12 protein-coding genes and 1 tRNA gene are annotated in these 16,675 nt (G+C 56.1%); 11 read left to right on the top strand and 2 right to left on the bottom strand.

Annotated features, from left to right (window positions below; genetic code table 11):
- Positions 1-50: 50 nt before the first annotated feature.
- The 3 genes from ACYCZJ_RS15610 (at position 51) to ACYCZJ_RS15600 (ending at position 2,005) form a co-directional block, all read left to right on the top strand.
- Positions 51-126: transfer RNA gene (locus ACYCZJ_RS15610), tRNA-Asn, on the top strand.
- Between the two features lie 113 nt (positions 127-239).
- The gene (locus ACYCZJ_RS15605; RefSeq protein ID WP_461555149.1) at positions 240-1,229 is read left to right on the top strand and encodes a site-specific integrase; all 990 of its coding nucleotides are present in this window, start codon (positions 240-242) and stop codon (positions 1,227-1,229) included.
- Between the two features lie 272 nt (positions 1,230-1,501).
- The gene (locus tag ACYCZJ_RS15600) at positions 1,502-2,005 is read left to right on the top strand and encodes a DNA-binding protein (RefSeq protein WP_461555148.1); all 504 of its coding nucleotides are present in this window, start codon (positions 1,502-1,504) and stop codon (positions 2,003-2,005) included.
- 107 nt (positions 2,006-2,112) lie between these two features.
- Here the strand turns inward: ACYCZJ_RS15600 and ACYCZJ_RS15595 are convergent, their stop codons facing one another.
- Entirely contained in the window at positions 2,113-2,925 is an 813-nt protein-coding gene (locus ACYCZJ_RS15595; RefSeq protein ID WP_461555147.1) for a hypothetical protein, read from the bottom strand.
- Between the two features lie 1,081 nt (positions 2,926-4,006).
- Between ACYCZJ_RS15595 and ACYCZJ_RS15590 the strand changes: the two genes are divergently transcribed.
- The 7 genes from ACYCZJ_RS15590 to ACYCZJ_RS15560 all read left to right on the top strand — a co-directional run bounded on the left by ACYCZJ_RS15590 (position 4,007) and on the right by ACYCZJ_RS15560 (position 13,714).
- A complete protein-coding gene (locus ACYCZJ_RS15590; RefSeq protein WP_461555146.1) occupies positions 4,007-4,465 on the top strand; it encodes a hypothetical protein in 459 nt (152 codons plus the stop codon).
- The gene (locus ACYCZJ_RS15585; protein WP_461555145.1) at positions 4,452-4,670 is read left to right on the top strand and encodes a hypothetical protein; all 219 of its coding nucleotides are present in this window, start codon (positions 4,452-4,454) and stop codon (positions 4,668-4,670) included. Before ACYCZJ_RS15590 ends, ACYCZJ_RS15585 begins: the two co-directional genes overlap by 14 nt.
- A gap of 190 nt (positions 4,671-4,860) precedes the next feature.
- Entirely contained in the window at positions 4,861-5,388 is a 528-nt protein-coding gene (locus tag ACYCZJ_RS15580; RefSeq protein ID WP_461555144.1) for an HAD domain-containing protein, read from the top strand.
- Positions 5,389-5,744: 356 nt separating this feature from the next.
- Entirely contained in the window at positions 5,745-8,519 is a 2,775-nt protein-coding gene (locus ACYCZJ_RS15575; protein WP_461555143.1) for a class I SAM-dependent DNA methyltransferase, read from the top strand.
- Positions 8,516-10,207 (top strand): ATP-binding protein, encoded by a 1,692-nt coding sequence (locus tag ACYCZJ_RS15570; protein ID WP_461555142.1) that lies wholly within the window; start codon positions 8,516-8,518, stop codon positions 10,205-10,207. The genes ACYCZJ_RS15575 and ACYCZJ_RS15570 overlap by 4 nt, the downstream gene beginning before the upstream one ends.
- Positions 10,208-10,410: 203 nt before the next feature.
- On the top strand, positions 10,411-12,540 hold the full coding sequence (locus tag ACYCZJ_RS15565; RefSeq protein WP_461555141.1) for a DEAD/DEAH box helicase: 2,130 nt from the start codon (positions 10,411-10,413) through the stop codon (positions 12,538-12,540).
- Positions 12,533-13,714: a GIY-YIG nuclease family protein gene (locus tag ACYCZJ_RS15560; RefSeq protein WP_461555140.1), complete on the top strand. Its 1,182-nt coding sequence runs from the start codon at positions 12,533-12,535 to the stop codon at positions 13,712-13,714. The genes ACYCZJ_RS15565 and ACYCZJ_RS15560 overlap by 8 nt, the downstream gene beginning before the upstream one ends.
- Before the next feature lie 564 nt (positions 13,715-14,278).
- Here ACYCZJ_RS15560 and lysA read toward each other — a convergent pair.
- A complete protein-coding gene (gene lysA / locus ACYCZJ_RS15555) occupies positions 14,279-15,529 on the bottom strand; it encodes a diaminopimelate decarboxylase (protein WP_461555139.1) in 1,251 nt (416 codons plus the stop codon).
- 69 nt (positions 15,530-15,598) lie between these two features.
- Here lysA and ACYCZJ_RS15550 point away from each other — a divergent pair, with 69 nt between their 5' ends.
- Positions 15,599-16,501 carry a LysR family transcriptional regulator gene (locus tag ACYCZJ_RS15550; RefSeq protein ID WP_461555138.1) on the top strand — a complete coding sequence of 301 codons (903 nt, stop codon included), beginning with the start codon at positions 15,599-15,601 and terminating at the stop codon, positions 16,499-16,501.
- Positions 16,502-16,675: the final 174 nt, after the last annotated feature.

Raw genomic sequence — 16,675 nt, 5'->3', positions numbered from 1 at the left:
AACACTGTTGACCAAACGCCCTGCTTACTTTAACATTCGCGCTTCTTAATTCCCTGATAGCTCAGTTGGTAGAGCGACGGACTGTTAATCCGCAGGTCGTAGGTTCGAATCCTACTCGGGGAGCCAAATAAATCAAATGGTTAGACTAAATGTCTAGCCATTTTTTTGCGCAAAATCAATTTTTGCTGCAATTCTGCTGCACTCGTAGCTATACGGTGTCCCAACCATTGGAGACACGCATGGCTACCATCATCAAACGCGGTTCGTATCAATTTCAAGCGACAATTCGCCGCAAAGGCTATCCCTGCCAGACAAAAACCTTCGAAACTAAGCGCGATGCGGAGTCGTGGGCGCGAGCCATCGAATCCGAGATGGATTCAGGTCGTTACGTTTCAACTAAGGAAGCGGATCGAACCACCCTGCACGAAGCTCTGACCCGTTATGCTCATGAAGTAAGCTCGCAGAAGCGCTCTCACAGGACAGAAGCGCGCCGCATCGTCGTATGGCAAAAACATCCGCTTGCCAAGCTCCCGTTATCACAGATCCGAGGGGCGGATATCGCCACGTACATTCGAGAGCGCAGGGAATTCGTCAGCTCGGGTACGATCCGACTGGACCTCGCAATCATCAGTCATTTGTACACCGTGGCGCTGCAGGACTGGGGGCTTGAAAGCCTCGACAATCCTGTTCTGAAAATCAAAAAACCCGCACCCGGCAAAGCAAGAGAGCGGCGATTGGAGGCGGGTGAAGAAGAGCGCCTGCTGATCGCTTGCGCTACATCAAAAACGGCACCCTGGTTAGGCGCAGCCGTGGGGCTTGCCATCGAAACCGGCATGCGCGCAAGTGAAATTTTATCGATCACTTGGCCACAGGTACGCCTGCAGGATCGCGCCATCCGGCTCGAGAAATCTAAAAATGGCGATTCGCGCACTGTCCCCCTTACACGAGGCGCGGTAAAAATCCTGGAAGACTTGCCGAGGTCAATTGACAAACGTGTTATCGCGGCTTTTTGCGACAGCAATGGACTGGGCTGTGCATTCAGCATCGTCCGCAAACGGGCAAACATTGAAGGCTTACGCTTTCACGACCTTCGACACGAAGCCGCTTCTCGTTTTGCACGGATTTTCAGCGCACAGGAACTTGCCAAGGTGATGGGCTGGCGCACCCTGCAAATGGCATTGCGGTACTACCATCCACGCCTCGACGAATTACTTGAAAAAATGGGTTAAATAACAGTTGGTACCGCTGAGTAGCCATGCGCTGATTTGATGTATGGCAAAAATAGTGGTTCTCATCACGCCACGCCACGCCAAAAAATAATTTGCAAGAAAATGGCTAATTTTTTTCTTCAGTAGCTACACGGATGTGTAAACGCACTGTAACGAAAATTCGTATTTGTAACTTGGTGAAGCCCGCTACATCCAATTTACACATCGATTACATCGCTACATCGCATTTACATACGTCACTACAACTAATAGTCATGGAGCAAATTATGTGTATGGAAAAATATGTTGAAATTGTGGAAACAATGCTCACCAAGGGCGAAAAAGTTACGCTTCAGTCGGTTCGCCGTGTTGCGGGGAAGGGCAGTTTCACGACTATTTCAGAAGCCATAAGATTGGTGCTCACCCGCGGTTTGATTCCTGTTGAGGTCACCGGGCCGGTCCCGGAAAGTCTGATGGATGTAACAAAAGGTCTATGGCAAGAAGCCTGCAAGATTGCAAGCGGAGTTGTTGCATCAGAACGTCTCGCGCTGCACAGTGCCCGTGTAGCATCACAGGAAAGTCAGCGTGAGCTGACTGTTCTCGCAGATGCCCTGGCGCTGCAGGTCGATGAACTCGCGGCCCAGGTCGAAAGCCTACAAGTGGAAAAAATTGCGGCAGAACAGCAAGCCCAAGAAGCCGTGATCAGTTTGAAAGCAATGCAGGAAATGTTTCAGCAACTGGGACTCAAATCCACCAAAATGGAAGTCAAAAAAGGACAAACTACAAACGAAGCATAATTTTTAGCTGATTCATCATTCGTTGGGGCAGGTTTTCCTGCCCCATTTTTTTGGGTGTTTTGAAAGGCAGATTAAGGTGTTCATTTGACCTGCCATGCTCCACTTTTTTAGTCTAGCCAGCGGCTGACTGGAAAGATATTCCCCGTATTTCCCTGGATGAATAGTCCATTTGCTACGGATTCCCATGCATAGGTGTAGGGTTCTGCAGCTTTCTTTGCCGAAAGTTTGCGAATAATTCGCTCCAGTTCGGCCTGTGTGTGGATGACAATCAACCCATAACCCAGGCTTGTTGTGACGTCGATCGGCTCCCGAAATTGGCGGGGTAGCCCCTGCCCGTCAACAGCCCCGAGTGTGGCGCAAAAAAACTCCAACATCCGGTCCATCTCCTTGTTCGACTTCCAGGTGTTCTCTATTTCTCCCCAGGCAAGTACCACTTCGCCGTCCGCGGCGATGGTTTTTTCTGTCCAGTCGAGCAGGACGTCGGGGATTTTGCCGCGCAGCACTTTGAGGGGTGCGCGCCCGGTCTGAATTTCGTGCTCGGTCCAGGCGATTTTTCCTTTGGCGATCCAGTCGATCGCGATGTCGTTTGCGAGGGCTCGGTGATCGTAGGCCGTCAGGCAGCGCATGCAGTCACGGGTAGTTTTCGCATCCTCAAGCCCTGCGAAATCTCGCAAGAATTTGGCACCCCCTTGTCCGATGGCATAAATCGTTGCGCCATCCGGTGCGAGTTTCGGGATCACTTTGTGCGCAAGCTTGAGCCTGCGCAGAGTTCTTTGAGCCATGCTGTAGCCGCCCCCTTCGGCGGATTCCGGCCACACCAGCGCGGCGATTTGTCGGGTTTTAAGCCAGCCAAACCGGTGTAGATAGATGAGGATGGCGGTTTCGTTGTTTGCAGCAGTTTGTCGCGTGTTGGATAGCATTGCGGGGTACTCATGTGGTATGCAAGATTGCAAACACATATAGCTACCCACAGTCCAACCCCCACCCCTGTTTTGGGGTGTACGGTTAAATTGGTGGCAAGTACCCGGACCGTCATCCCTGTCCCTGCGCTCCCCCCTGGTGGGGGCGGGCTGTCTAAGCCGGCTGGACGCCGTCTTTCCTGGTCGCAGTAGGGTCGTCCCCTTCCCGCTTCGCGGGCCCCTTCCCCTCCGGGGCAAAGGCATTTTTCTGACCCGCTTCCCCACTTTCCGCTACGCGTCAATCGGGGACCCCGCGCGGTTCATCGTTCGCTTCGCTCACTGAAAAATGCCTTTGCCCCGCAGCGGCGGGGACGACGGGCTGCGCCCCCCACCCCTGGCACTCGCTTGGGCTCGTTAGCTCGCTGTCGCTCGCTCACGGGGTCGGCTCCCCCCGAGCATTCGCTGCTGGACGCAGCTCACCATGCAATCGGCGGTGCCTCACAGACCCGATCCTCCGGCTGCGTGCATCCTCAACTGCGCGAAAATCCATGAACCTGCCTATCCCCGCGAGTGCGAGGATAGGCATTTGCTGTCTACTCGAAGATAGCACTCCTCCACTATCCGCCGTATCCGCACGACTGATGACACCTACGACCAGTTCAAACAGACCTCATGGGTGTCGGTATGCCAGCCCTGAGAGAAGAACAACATAAGGGCAATACACTGTACGTACCACAATCACTTCGCTCGCGTGGACCAGCATTGTTCGCTTCGTTCCGCATGGTCTTTTAAACTGCCTCAACTCAACTGGCTAGAAATTCACTATAGCAATAGTTGCGTAAGGCGTTGATACATATGGTTAATAACTTTGACTATGGGTTGAGATGACATATAATTCCGTTGCGGCGGTAGCTGATATCGCTGGTCTACGTGAATCCGAGGGGATATGCATACAAACTTACAGCTGAGACACATCAAGTTCTTTTTTTGGTCTGCAATGCGCGAAACGCCACAAGGATATTTTGCACCGGTCGTGGCTTTCGTCCGGGCAATAATTGAGAACGCAACGCCTGCCTCTTTTTTTAGCAACAAGGACTGAGGGATGCTGAGGGTAACCGTTGAGTTAGTGCCCGGGGGTGATGAAACTCGCAGGCGTGTGCTAGGGACGGCCACGATTGAAAACGTATCTGGCGGCGAAATTGCAGATTACGACGTGTGTGTGACCGGCGACGATCTGGTGGGGGTGCGCCATGCCCTGCTCAAGCGCTATCCGCGTCGGGCAAGCAGCGTATGGGATCTGGTGCTCCGCGCAGTGTGCCGCACATTGATGCTGCAGGAACGGCTACCCAAACGCCCTCAGCCCTTGAGCAGGACCGTGCCAGTACACACATCAAAAACCGGTATTTCCTTTGTGCGGATGAGGGATATTCCGGAGCCTGCGCGCACCGTATTTACGTGCAGCATGGCGCACAGCACTCGTCCTGTAATCGAAGAAGAATCGAACCCCATGGGCTGTATCTATGCATGGGATTTTCAGGATTGGCTTGATGGTCAACGCTAAGCAAACCAGCGTAGCGTTAAAAAAGGTGAAAATTATGATGACCGATGAAGAATTTTTCCGACTGTTGAAAGCTTTATTCAAACTCAGCATGGAGGATGGGGATATAGGCTACATGTATTGGACGAAAGTAATTGAAGACTTGAAAGAAATGCGCGCGGTTTATCTCGCGCAAATAGCCAGCGGCAATCCTGAGCATGACAAATAAAACAAGAACCAAAAAATTACGGACTTGGTAAATGTGAATGGAAAAAAGAGCAGTGCATCAAGGTATGTGGAACACCATTTGTGCTTGAAATTAAAAATTAGAATACCCTCTGGGCAACAGTGGTGAAATGAAGAAATCCTCTTTTTTTTAAACGCAAGCCTCGAATTCGGCTGCTGGACACATCTATAAATTGCAACGTATCGCACCAGAATTGAGTATTTCTAATATGCACAAGCCGATTGATGGTCCCATTCTGTACCTGGATTTCGACGGTGTTTTGCACCCCGGAGAGGTTTATCGCATTCGCGGCCAGATAGTGTTGCAATGTGACGGAATTGGCTTGTTTGAATGGGCGCCTTTACTTGCAGAATATTTAGAACCGTATCCTGACGTACGAATTATTCTATCCACAAGTTGGGTGCGGGTTTTATCTTTTTCTGGAGCGCGAGCATGGCTGCCGGAGGCGCTTGCGAAACTGGTGATCGGCGCTACGTGGCATAGCGCGATGAATCAGGACTGGTGGCGCGGACTTTCGCGTTACGACCAAATTAGCCGTCACGCCCAACGTCACAGGATTGCGCGCTGGCTAGCCGTGGATGATGATTGCCATGACTGGCCCAATGAGCGGTCCAAACAGCTTGTACATACGAACTCTATGCTCGGCATTGCTGCCCCGGATAGCCGTGAATTTTTGCAACAGCGGCTGCACGAATTGTGAACGGTGCTTTCGTTAGTCGACCTTACGGAGTGACTATATTGGGTCCGAAACTGACCATCGCGGCCGTCAGAACTGTGCCAATTGCTGCCGTTGGGCTGTCTAGCTGGGAATGTCAGCAATATCGCTAATTGCTGGCCGTGGTAAAACTAAACCTCGAATGACGGCTCGTCACCATCGTCGAACATTAGGTGATCTAGCAGACTGATGTCTGCCTCGACCATCCCGGTAAAGCTAGACCGCGGAACGCTACATGGTCTCACGGACAACCGTCTACAATGTGACCCTCGCAGTTCCGTGCCAGCTAATGATCCTCAGTCGGACGTGGGCGGGAAAAGATAATAAAGGCAAGATGCCCCATGAATGCAGTAGAAATCGAAGAAGCCATATCGGACCTGGCCCTTCAGCCCTTCGACACGGCTGAGTTTCCGTTCGCGTTCCTGGCTGCTTTCGGCAATAAGGACACGGCACTCAAGCGCCTGCGTACGGGCAACAACAACGCTTCGGATGTGCCTGGTGGCGTACTCCAGCGCAACAACATCCATATTGCCGTGTGCGAAGCAGGCACCGTGGGTGCTTCCCTCAAGGCTTTGCGCGCCAGCCCGGCTACCACCAAAGCCCGTGCCAAGTTCATTCTCGCCACCGACGGGCAGACTCTTGAGGCCGAAGAGCTGGCCGGTGGCGAAACCATCGCCTGCGCGTATCCGGACTTCCCCAACCATTTCGGGTTCTTTCTGCCGCTGGCCGGCATCTCCACCATCAAGGAAATCAAGGACAACCCCGTCGACGTGCGCGCCACCGTGCGGCTGAACAAGCTCTACGTCGAACTGCTGAGTGAGAACCCGGACTGGGCCAGGGACGAACGCCGCGCCGACATGAACCACTTCATGGCGCGGCTGGTGTTCTGCTTTTTTGCCGAAGACACAGACATCTTCAATGGCGAGGGCCTGTTCACCCACACCATCGAGCAGATGGGCGAGCGCGACGGCAGCAACACCCATGAGGTGCTGCAAGCCATCTTCCGCGCCATGAACATCAAGGTTGCGGAGCGCGCCAACGCCGAGCCGCGTTTACCGAACTGGGCCAATGGCTTCCCGTATGTGAATGGCGGCCTGTTCTCCGGCAGTACCGACGTGCCGCGCTTCACCCGCATGGCGCGCACCTACCTGCTGCATACCGGCGGCCTGAACTGGAAACAGATCAACCCCGACATCTTCGGCAGCATGATCCAGGCCGTCGCCGATGACGAAGAGCGCGGCGCATTGGGCATGCACTACACCAGCGTGCCCAACATCCTGAAGGTATTGAACCCCTTGTTCCTGGACGACCTGCGCGCCGCTTTGAATGAGGCGGGCGATAACAAAATCAAGCTGCTGAACCTGCGCAAACGCATGGCGCGCATCCGCGTGTTCGATCCGGCCTGCGGCTCCGGCAACTTCCTGGTCATCGCCTACAAGCAGATGCGCGAGATTGAGGCGGAAATCAACCGCCGCCGGGGTGAGCCGCACTTGGGCAGCGAGATACCGCTGACCAACTTCCGGGGCATCGAACTGCGCGACTTCCCGTCAGAGATTGCCCGACTGGCGCTCATCATTGCCGAGTTCCAGTGCGACGTGCTGTATCGCGGACAGAAGGATGCGCTGGCGGAGTTTTTGCCGCTGGATGCACAGAACTGGATTGTTTGCGGCAATGCGTTGCGGCTGGATTGGTTGAGCGTCTGCCCCTCCACGGGCACGGGGGTAAAAGTTCTCTCCGATGACCTATTTGGCACGCCGCTCAATCAAACGGAAATCGACTTCGCGAACGAAGGTGGCGAGACATATATTTGTGGCAATCCACCGTATTTGGGTAGTCGTTGGCGCGACGAAGAGCAACAAAGGGACTTGGCCTTGCTATTCTCCGCTCGAGCAAAGAGCTTCAAGGACTTGGATTACGTTGCTGCTTGGTACATTAAAGCCGCTGACTACATACACTCTGTTGAAAACTGTCGATGCGCCTTTGTTGCAACGAAGTCAATTTGCCAAGGCGAACAAGTGGCCATGCTTTGGCCGCTGATTTTCGAGCAGGAGTTGGAGATATTCTTCGCTCATAGACCATTCCACTGGAGCAACCTTGCAAACAAAAATGCTGGCGTAACTGTCGTTGTTGTTGGCATTGCCTCCGAGAAGGTGGGGCGAAAGGTAATCTACGAAGAGGAAGAAAGGCGAACTGTAGAAAATATCGGTCCCTACTTGATACCTATGGGGAACGTGATTGTTGAAAAAGCCGCCAAGCCAATCAATGGCCTTCCAAGGATGGATTACGGGAATAAGCCAACGGACGGCGGCAATCTAATACTAGACCGCGACGAAAAGGATGCTCTTGTTCACAAATTCCCGCAGTCAAGAAAGTTTATCAAGCAATACGTTGGCTCAAGCGAGTTCATCAATGGCGTGCCACGCTTTTGTATTTGGATAGAAGATAAGTTTGTCAATGAAGCGAGGTTGATACCTGATATTGACGCGAGACTTGAGAAAGTCAGGGCATTGCGTAGAGAAAGTAAGGGCCAGCAAGCCAACGCAAATGCAGACACGCCGCATCGTTTTGTTTTCGCTCCACATAGAGAAGGAACTGCACTAATTGTTCCCAGAGTTTCTTCTGAGCGCAGGCCATATTTACCTGCGGGGCTTACTGATGATTTTACCGTTGCATCCGATCGTGCAGCCGTTATTTATAACCCAGAGATATGGCTCCTCTCAATCGTTACCAGCCGTATGCACTTGGTTTGGATTGCCAATGTTTGTGTCCGTATGAGAATGGACTTTTCGTATTCAAACACCCTCGGCTGGAACACCTTCCCCGTGCCGCTGCTCACCGAACAGAACAAGGCTGATCTGACCGCCTGCGCCGAGGCAATCCTGCTTGCCCGCGAAGCGCATTTCCCCGCCACCATCGCCGACCTGTACGACCCGGACACCATGCCGGAGAATCTGCGCCACGCCCACGCGCTTAACGACGAAGTGCTGGAGCGCATCTACATCGGCCGCCGCTTCAAGAACGATACCGAGCGGCTGGAAAAACTGTTTGAGCTTTATACGAAGATGACGGCGGCAGCCAAAGCCGCACCGAAAGCGACAAGGGGGAAGAAAGCATGAGTAGGGAAAAGCCGCGCCCTTCCTTGCCTTTGCCACAGGCTGAAACGCTAAACGTCGAATTCAAGAGCGACCGCAAGCGCCTGTCCGATGATGAGCTGGTTGAGGCACTCGTGTGTCTGGCCAATACCGAAGGCGGAGAGCTCTGGCTGGGCGTCGAAGATGATGGAAAACCCTCCGGCTTGCATGAAGTCCATCAGAATCTGGCTGGTTTGCCGGGCCTGGTTGCGGCCAGAACGTCTCCGTCCCTGGCGGTGACGGTTGAAGCGTTCGACATTGCGGGCATCCGCGTGGCGCGCATCGCTGTTCCCAAGTCCGCATCAGACGTGGCGACGACGGCAGGGGTGTATCTGCGCCGCCGCCTCAAGCAGGATGGCTTGCCGGAGTGTGTGCCGATGCTGCCACATGATCGCAGCAGCCGGGCAGGCAGCTTCGGGCTGGCGGATGCATCGGCGCAAGCCGTTGCCGGGGCGACACTGGCCGACTTCGACCCGCTAGAGCGGGAACGCCTGCGCCAGGCCATACGCCAGTATGGCGGCGACCGAGTGCTGCTGGAGCTGGATGACGAGGCACTGGAGGGCGCGCTGGGGTTCAGTACACGCACGCAAACCGGAGAACGTGTTCCCACCTTGACCGGGCTGCTGGTGATAGGCCGCGAAAGCGCGCTGCGCGAGCGGGTGCCCACGCACGAGCTGGCTTTTCAGGTACTGGCGCGGGAAACGGTGTCATTCAACGAATTCCGGCGATTTCCGCTGCTGAAGGCGCTGGACTGGCTGGAAACCAATTTTCGCCCTTACAACCCGGAAAAAGAGGTGCAGATCGGCCTGTTCCGCGTCCCTGTTCCCAAGGTCGACATGGGCGCTTTCCGCGAGGCTGTGGCCAACGCTTTGGTACATCGGGACTATCACCGACTGGGTGCCGTGCATGTGCGTCTGGATGACCAGGGGCTGGCCGTCAGCAACCCAGGCGGTCTGGTCGAAGGTGTCACGCTGCTCAATCTGCTGACCACCGAGCCGCGCCCGCGCAATCCGGCCCTGGCCGATGCCATGAAGCGTATCGGCATTGTTGAGCGATCCGGGCGCGGCGTGGACAAGATTTATCGTGGCATGTTGCGCTTTGGTCGCCCCGAGCCAGACTACAGCCGCACCGATAGCAACAATGTGGTTTTGCAACTGGCGACAGGGGATGCGGACGAGGTTTTCCTGCAACTGGTAGTCGAGCAGGAGAACCGGCAGAACGGAGCCTCGCTGCCCATAGACAGCCTGATTGCACTGGCTGTCTTGCGCGAGCAGAAACGTCTCAGCATGGATGAACTCGCCCGCCATATTCACAGGGATTCAATCCAAGCCCGCCGCACACTGGAGTGGTTGGTGGAGGCGGGGCTGGTGCAGGCACATGGCAACACCCGTAACCGTAGCTATACCTTGTCGGCAGAGATGTATCGAGCCGAAGGCCAACAGGTTGCGTACACGCGCCAGGCGGGATTCAGCAGCTTGCAGCATGAGCAGATGGTGTTGAGCCACGTGCAACATCATGGCCGTGTCCAGCGCAGTGAGGTCATCGAGCTGTGCCATCTAACGGGAGATCAGGCTGCTAAATTGTTGAAGCGGCTCAAGGCCGAAGGCAGGCTGGTGAAGCATGGCGAGCGGCGTTGGGCGTTCTACACCTTGAGCGAGAATGAGCCGCTATGAGCGCTGGAAAAATTTTGATTGGGTTTTGATTCTCACCTAGCGGAAACCGCTACACACGCCGGGATGACGAATAAATACCGTTACTTAACAAAGCGTTGCATTTTAGATGCGAGCAAAAAAGTTTTGATTCGCTATGAGCCGCTATGAGCCGCTATGAGCCGCTATGAGCCACGCCCCCTACCCTTTACTCTCGAACAAATGCCATGAACACAACGACCAACCCGACCAACGCCTACACCGTGCCATCGGTGTCCATCACTACCGCACGCACGGGCGCATCCAGCAAGGCCAACGCGCTGGGGATGCGCGCCATGCAGGAGCTCGCCTATGCCAAGCGCGGCGAGCAATACCTGCTGATCAAATCGCCACCGGCATCGGGAAAATCCCGTGCGCTGATGTTCATCGCGCTGGACAAGCTCAACAACCAGGGCTTGCAGCAGGCCATCATCGTGGTGCCGGAGCGGTCGATTGGCAGCAGCTTCGCAGACGAACCTTTAAGCCAGCACGGCTTCTATTGGGATTGGCAGGTGGCCCCGCAGTGGAACCTGTGCAATGCCCCTGGTGTGGACGAGCCACGCGTAGCCAAGTCCAAGGTGGACGCGGTGCGCAAGTTTCTGGAAAGTACCGACAAGGCACTGGTCTGCACGCATGCAACCTTCCGCTTTGCAGTGGAAGAGCTGGGTGTCCAGGCGTTCGACAACCGCTTGATCGCCATCGACGAGTTCCACCACGTCTCCAGCAACCCGGACAACAAGCTGGGCAGTCAGTTGGGCGCGTTCATCGCCCGCGACAAGGTGCATCTGGTGGCCATGACTGGCTCCTACTTTCGAGGCGACAGCGAGGCCGTGTTGGGGCCGGTGGATGAAGCCAGATTCGAGACGATCACTTACACTTACTACGAGCAGCTCAACGGCTACCAATGGCTCAAATCGCTGGATATCGGTTACTTCTTCTACACAGGCCCTTACGTTGATGCCGTCACCAAGGTGTTGGACCCGGCGTTGAAAACCATCGTCCATATTCCAAATGTGAATGCCCGTGAAAGCCTCAAAGACAAGGAGCGCGAGGTGAACGAAATCATGCACGGCTTGGGCGAATGGAAAGGCGTTGACCCGGTCACCGGCTTCCATCTGATACAGGACCGTGGGGGCCGTACGCTAAAGGTGGCTGACCTGGTGGATGACAGCGACCCGGCCAAGCGTTCCAAAGTGCTTACTGCCTTGAAAGACCCAGCGCAGAAGAATAACCGTGACCACGTGGATATCATCATTGCGCTGGGCATGGCGAAGGAAGGCTTTGACTGGATTTGGTGCGAACATGCACTGACCATTGGTTACCGCAGCAGCCTGACCGAAATCGTGCAGATCATTGGCCGCGCTACCCGTGATGCCGAGGGCAAGGAACGGGCGCGCTTCACCAACCTGATCGCCGAACCCGCAGCCGAACAGGCCGCCGTGGCCGAAGCGGTGAACGACATGCTGAAAGCCATTTCCGCCAGTCTGCTGATGGAACAGGTGCTGGCTCCGCGCTATGAGTTCACCCCCAAAGACAACGGCCCATTGGGCGGCTTCGAATACGGTGAGGGAGGCTACAAGGAAGGCGGCCACAACATCGGGGTGAACACGGACACCGGCCAGATTCACGTCGAGATCAACGGGCTGGCAACGCCGCAAAGCCCGGAGGCCACGCGCATCTGCAAGGAGGACTTGAACGAAGTCGTGACCAGTTTTCTGCAAGACAAGATTGCGCTGGAGCGCGGTCTGTTCGACAAGGAAAATACGCTGCCCGAGGAGCTGACGCAGTTGCGCATGGGCAAGATCGTGCGCGAGCGTTATCCGGACTTGAGTGATGTTGACCAGGAAGCCATCCGACAACACGCCATCGCGGCCATGAATATCACCCAGCAGGCCAAACTGGCCTTGGCGCAGGCCGATGCGAATGGCGGTGGTACAGGCGACGACGCGATGCAAGGCAATACGGCCTTGCTGGATGGGGTGCGCAAATTCGTCAATGTGCGCGACCTGGACATTGACCTGATCGACCGCATCAACCCCTTCGATGCCGCCTATGCGGTGCTGGCGAAAGCGATGGATGAGAAATCGCTGCGCCAGGTGCAGGCCAGCATTGCCGCCAAGAAGGTGAGCATCCCAGAAGACGAAGCCCGCGAGCTGGCAAAACGCGCTTTGCAGTTCAAGAACGAGCGTGGCCGCTTGCCGGACATCAACTCCGTCGATGCATGGGAAAAACGCATGGCTGAAGGCGTGGCTGCGCTGGCGCGCTACCGCGCACAAGCGAAGGCGACACAGGCGCAAGGAGAGTCAGGCAATGGCTGAGATGGACGATGACGAGCTGCTGGATGCGCTGGGCGTAGAGGTTGCTCCACTCAAGACGTCCAGCCGAACCCCGCGCGAGGAACGCATCATCGCGGGCTTTGAGGACATCCTGCGATTTCATCAAGCGCATGGTCGCGCCCCGCAGCATGGCGAGGGCCGTGACATCTTCGAGCGCCTGTATGCCGTGCGCCTGGATCAGCTACGCAAGTTGCCGGGAGCGCAAACCCTGCTGGCTGAGTTGGATGGCCCAGGTCTGCTGTCTGGTGTGGCAGCTGTTCATGTCGATGTGGAAGGCCTGGACGAAGATGCCTTGCTGGCCGAGCTGGGTATTGGTGATAAACCCGCTGACCAGAACGACATCACTGTGCTGCGCTATGTACGTTCTAGCGTTGAAAAGCGTGCGGCAGAGGAAATTGCCGACCGCACGCCGTGTGCGGATTTTGACAAGTTTCAACCGCTGTTTGAGCAAGTGGAGCGGGAGTTGAAGGCGGGCGTTCGCATAACGCGACGCTTTGGACGCGATACCAGCATTGCCAGCGGGAACTACTTCATCGTTGGCGGGCAACTCGCCTACGTGGCCGAGACCGGCGAAACCATCAAAGCTCCGAACGGCGAAAGCGATGCGCGTCTGCGCGTCATCTACGCCAACGGCACGGAAAGCAACTTGTTGCGCCGCTCTCTACAACGGGCGCTCTACAAGGACGACACCGGCCGCCGCCTGACCGACCCGGACATGGGGCCGCTGTTTGGCGATGCGCCAGAATCAGACGATATTGAAACAGGAACCATCTACGTGCTGCGCAGCCTATCCAGCCACCCCTTCGTTGCCGAGCACCGCGAGCTTATCCACAAGATCGGCGTAACCGGCGGCAAGGTGGAGACCCGCATCGCAGGCGCAGAAAAGGACGCGACCTATCTCTTGGCTGATGTGGAAATCGTTGCCACCTACAAGCTGCACAACCTGAATCGCACCAGGCTGGAAAACATCTTTCACCGCTTATTCGGTGCAGCACAGCTTGACTTGACCATCGAAGACCGCTTCGGACATCCGGTCAAGCCAAGGGAATGGTTCCTGGTGCCGCTCCATGTGATTGATGAAGCGGTTCAGCGTATACGGGATGGGTCGATTACCGAAGTGGTCTATGACCCGAAGACGGCTCAGTTGGTAGGTTGAGCGTGTGTCCAGAATTCTGTGAATTTGCGCTGACAGCTTTGCGTTCTATTGTCGACGCTCCTCGGTCGCAGAACCTCCGGCAGCTTTGGCCGGTTCCGGCCATTCGCCGCAATCACCATGACGGGCGGATCCTCGGCCTTTGCTGACGGTCACCACATCCTGATACACGACACTCGGCAGTGTCGGCTTTCGACAATGTTGAAGTGGCGCTTTCGACCCTAAGCCGCCCTTCGTCGAGTTGACCAGAGCGCCAGCAACGCAGCGTAAGGAGACGGTCGCGAACGGCAGGTAGCTGGAAGTCCTGCGGTTGTCCGTAAATCCATCGACTCACATTTGAATTGCGTATGCCCGTTCGGGCTGGAGCCGGACCGGTGGATGAAATCCACGGCGCCAACGTGAGGGTTTTCTTATCTACCTGCGCCGCACCGGGACTAGCGCAGCGTGTGCAAGGAGTAGAGCAGGTTGTGTGTGGTTTGCACTGGTGGCGCCAGAACCATGTCGCCATCAGTCAAGACGTTCTACCGCCGCCTCAGATTTGCGTTGCTAAGGTTATTGTGTGCTGCCTTACACCGCTTCCAGCGCGAGCAGCTCAGCCACCGTCTGCCTTCGTCGAATAAGCCGGGGCTCACCATTTTCCATCAACACTTCGGCAATCAGCGGGCGCGTGTTGTAGTTCGATGACATGGAGGCGCCATACGCACCGGTGTCGTGCAACACCAGCAGATCTCCCACCTGCGCCTGCGGCAAGGACCGGTGCAACATCACGCCACCGTCTCCCTGCGTAAACACATCTCCCGACTCGCACAGAGGTCCGGCAACCACCGTGTCAAACTGCAGGCCATTAGCCGCTGTGCCATCAGAGTGGATCAACTCCATACCGTGGTAGGCGCCGTATAGGGCCGGGCGAGCCAGATCACTGAAGCCGGCGTCCACCATCACAAAATGGTTGGCGCCCTGTTGCTTCGTGGCGCGTACCTCGCTGACCAGCACGCCGGACTCGGCCGTTAAATAGCGGCCCGGTTCTATTTCCAGTTTCACCGGGTGCCCCAGCAGTTGTTCCACTGTATGGCGCGCGGCATCCCACAATGAAAAATAGTGCGCCGTATCAATGGTGGGTTCACCTGCCTGGTAGGGAACGGACAGACCGCCGCCCGCGGAGATGGCGTGCAGGTCCAAACCCTGCGCATTCACTACCTCTACCAGCTTCAGCATGGCACCGCACACTTCCTGCAAGTGCGCGTAGTCCACGCCTGAACCGATGTGCATGTGCAGGCCCTGCAAGGCCAGGCCGTTGGACTTGATCTTTTCGCAGGCGCGAACTAGATCGCCATGCCAGATGCCATGCTTGCTATGCTCGCCACCGGTATTTGTTTTGTTGGAATGGCCATGCCCGAAACCTGGGTTGATGCGTAGCCACACCGGGTGCCCCGTATGGACCGCACCCAATTGGTCCAGCATGTCCATGGAGCCGCAGTTCACGGGAATATTGAGTTCCACCACGCGCGCAAGCGAAGCGCGGTCCAGCAGATCAGCCGTGAACACGATGTCTGCGTGCCCGTTGTGCAAGCCCGGCGTAAAACCACCAGCCAACGCGCGTTCGATTTCACCCAAGGACATCGAGTCCACCACTGCGCCCTGGTGCTTCATGAGGCGAAGGATGTGTGTATTGGAGTTGGCTTTCTGAGCGAAACGCACTACGTCAAACAACTGCAGAGCGGCAATCTGGCGCGTTATGGTGGCGGCATCATAGATCCACAGCGGGGTACCGAACTGCTGGGCCAAAGAAGTGAGGGTAGCGGGAGTAAAAGGGTTCATGGGTGGATGATCCCCTTCATAATCAATTCAATCAATGCTACTCTTGTTGTATAGCTATTCAATATTGATATGAATCTAACCCATCGCCAGCTGACGATGTTTCGCGCCATCATGCTGCACGGCAACCTGGGGCGTGCAGCTGACGCGTGCGCGTCAAGCCAGCCCACTTTGAGTCGCGAGCTGGGGCGTCTGGAGCAGTTGATGGGGTTTAACCTTTTTGACCGGGTGCGGGGCCGATTACGCCCTACCGTGCGGGCACTTGCGCTGATGCAGGAAGTAGAACGCTCGTTTATAGGCTTGGAACAGATCGCAGCGCGCGCCAGCGAATTGCGCACGCAAGTGACAGGTCGCTTGCGCATTGCGTGTTTGCCGGCATTGGCTCATGCCTTGGTACCCCGCGCACTGGTATATCTCTCACGTGCACATCCTGAACTAGGAGTCAGCGTGCATCCCATAGAGTCGCCCTGGCTGGAGCAAGCCATGAGTGAACAGCGTTTTGACCTGGGACTTAGTGAAACCCAAGAGGCACCTGCTGGAGTTGCCTTGCAGCCCTTGCTGAAGGTCAATGAAGTGGCCGTTTTGCCACGTGATCACAGCCTGTGCCGCAAGGCGCGACTGCAACCGCGCGACTTTACAGGCGAGCGCTTCATCAGTCTCGCGGTTGGCGACCCGTATCGAACCGCCATTGATGCGATGTTCGAGGACGCTAAAGTACATCGCGCAACCCTGCTTGAAACCACGAGCGCAGTGGCCGTCTGCGCCATGGTGCGTCAGGGCCTGGGCGTTGCCATCGTAAACCCGCTCACCGCACTGGAACTCAGCGGACCGGACCTAGTAGTGCGGCCGCTTACCGTTGCCATCGGTTACCAGGTGAATATGCTTCTTCCGGACATCGCAGCTCCGCACCCCTTGCAGGGCGTTCTCGCAGACGCCGTACGCAAGGCCTGTGCCGCCTTGCATCACTCGCTATGAGTTCCATAGCTGCCAACGCTTTATGACACGTACTTCTGCCCCCCACCGCGCGGCCTGCGCCATCTGTCTGCGCCTGAGCGCTGTCATCCCAAGGTGGCTCAGGTACCAAGGCGAGCGCTTGTCAAAGTCAGCTATGGAGCGACCAGTTCGGGAACCTCAATGCCCGCTGATGGC

The sequence above is a fragment of the Sulfuriferula sp. genome (genome assembly GCF_054605375.1).
The sequence above is the reverse complement of the archived record's forward strand: the minus strand, read 5'-3'. Positions and strand labels throughout refer to the sequence as shown.

Coding starts and splice junctions, on each gene's coding strand:
- ACYCZJ_RS15605 (WP_461555149.1), top strand. CDS start 240: ATGGCTACCATCATCAAACGCGGTTCGTATCAATTTCAAGCGACAATT.
- ACYCZJ_RS15600 (WP_461555148.1), top strand. CDS start 1,502: ATGGAAAAATATGTTGAAATTGTGGAAACAATGCTCACCAAGGGCGAA.
- ACYCZJ_RS15595 (WP_461555147.1), bottom strand. CDS start 2,925: ATGCTATCCAACACGCGACAAACTGCTGCAAACAACGAAACCGCCATC.
- ACYCZJ_RS15590 (WP_461555146.1), top strand. CDS start 4,007: ATGCTGAGGGTAACCGTTGAGTTAGTGCCCGGGGGTGATGAAACTCGC.
- ACYCZJ_RS15585 (WP_461555145.1), top strand. CDS start 4,452: ATGGTCAACGCTAAGCAAACCAGCGTAGCGTTAAAAAAGGTGAAAATT.
- ACYCZJ_RS15575 (WP_461555143.1), top strand. CDS start 5,745: ATGAATGCAGTAGAAATCGAAGAAGCCATATCGGACCTGGCCCTTCAG.
- ACYCZJ_RS15570 (WP_461555142.1), top strand. CDS start 8,516: ATGAGTAGGGAAAAGCCGCGCCCTTCCTTGCCTTTGCCACAGGCTGAA.
- ACYCZJ_RS15565 (WP_461555141.1), top strand. CDS start 10,411: ATGAACACAACGACCAACCCGACCAACGCCTACACCGTGCCATCGGTG.
- ACYCZJ_RS15560 (WP_461555140.1), top strand. CDS start 12,533: ATGGCTGAGATGGACGATGACGAGCTGCTGGATGCGCTGGGCGTAGAG.
- lysA (WP_461555139.1), bottom strand. CDS start 15,529: ATGAACCCTTTTACTCCCGCTACCCTCACTTCTTTGGCCCAGCAGTTC.
- ACYCZJ_RS15550 (WP_461555138.1), top strand. CDS start 15,599: ATGAATCTAACCCATCGCCAGCTGACGATGTTTCGCGCCATCATGCTG.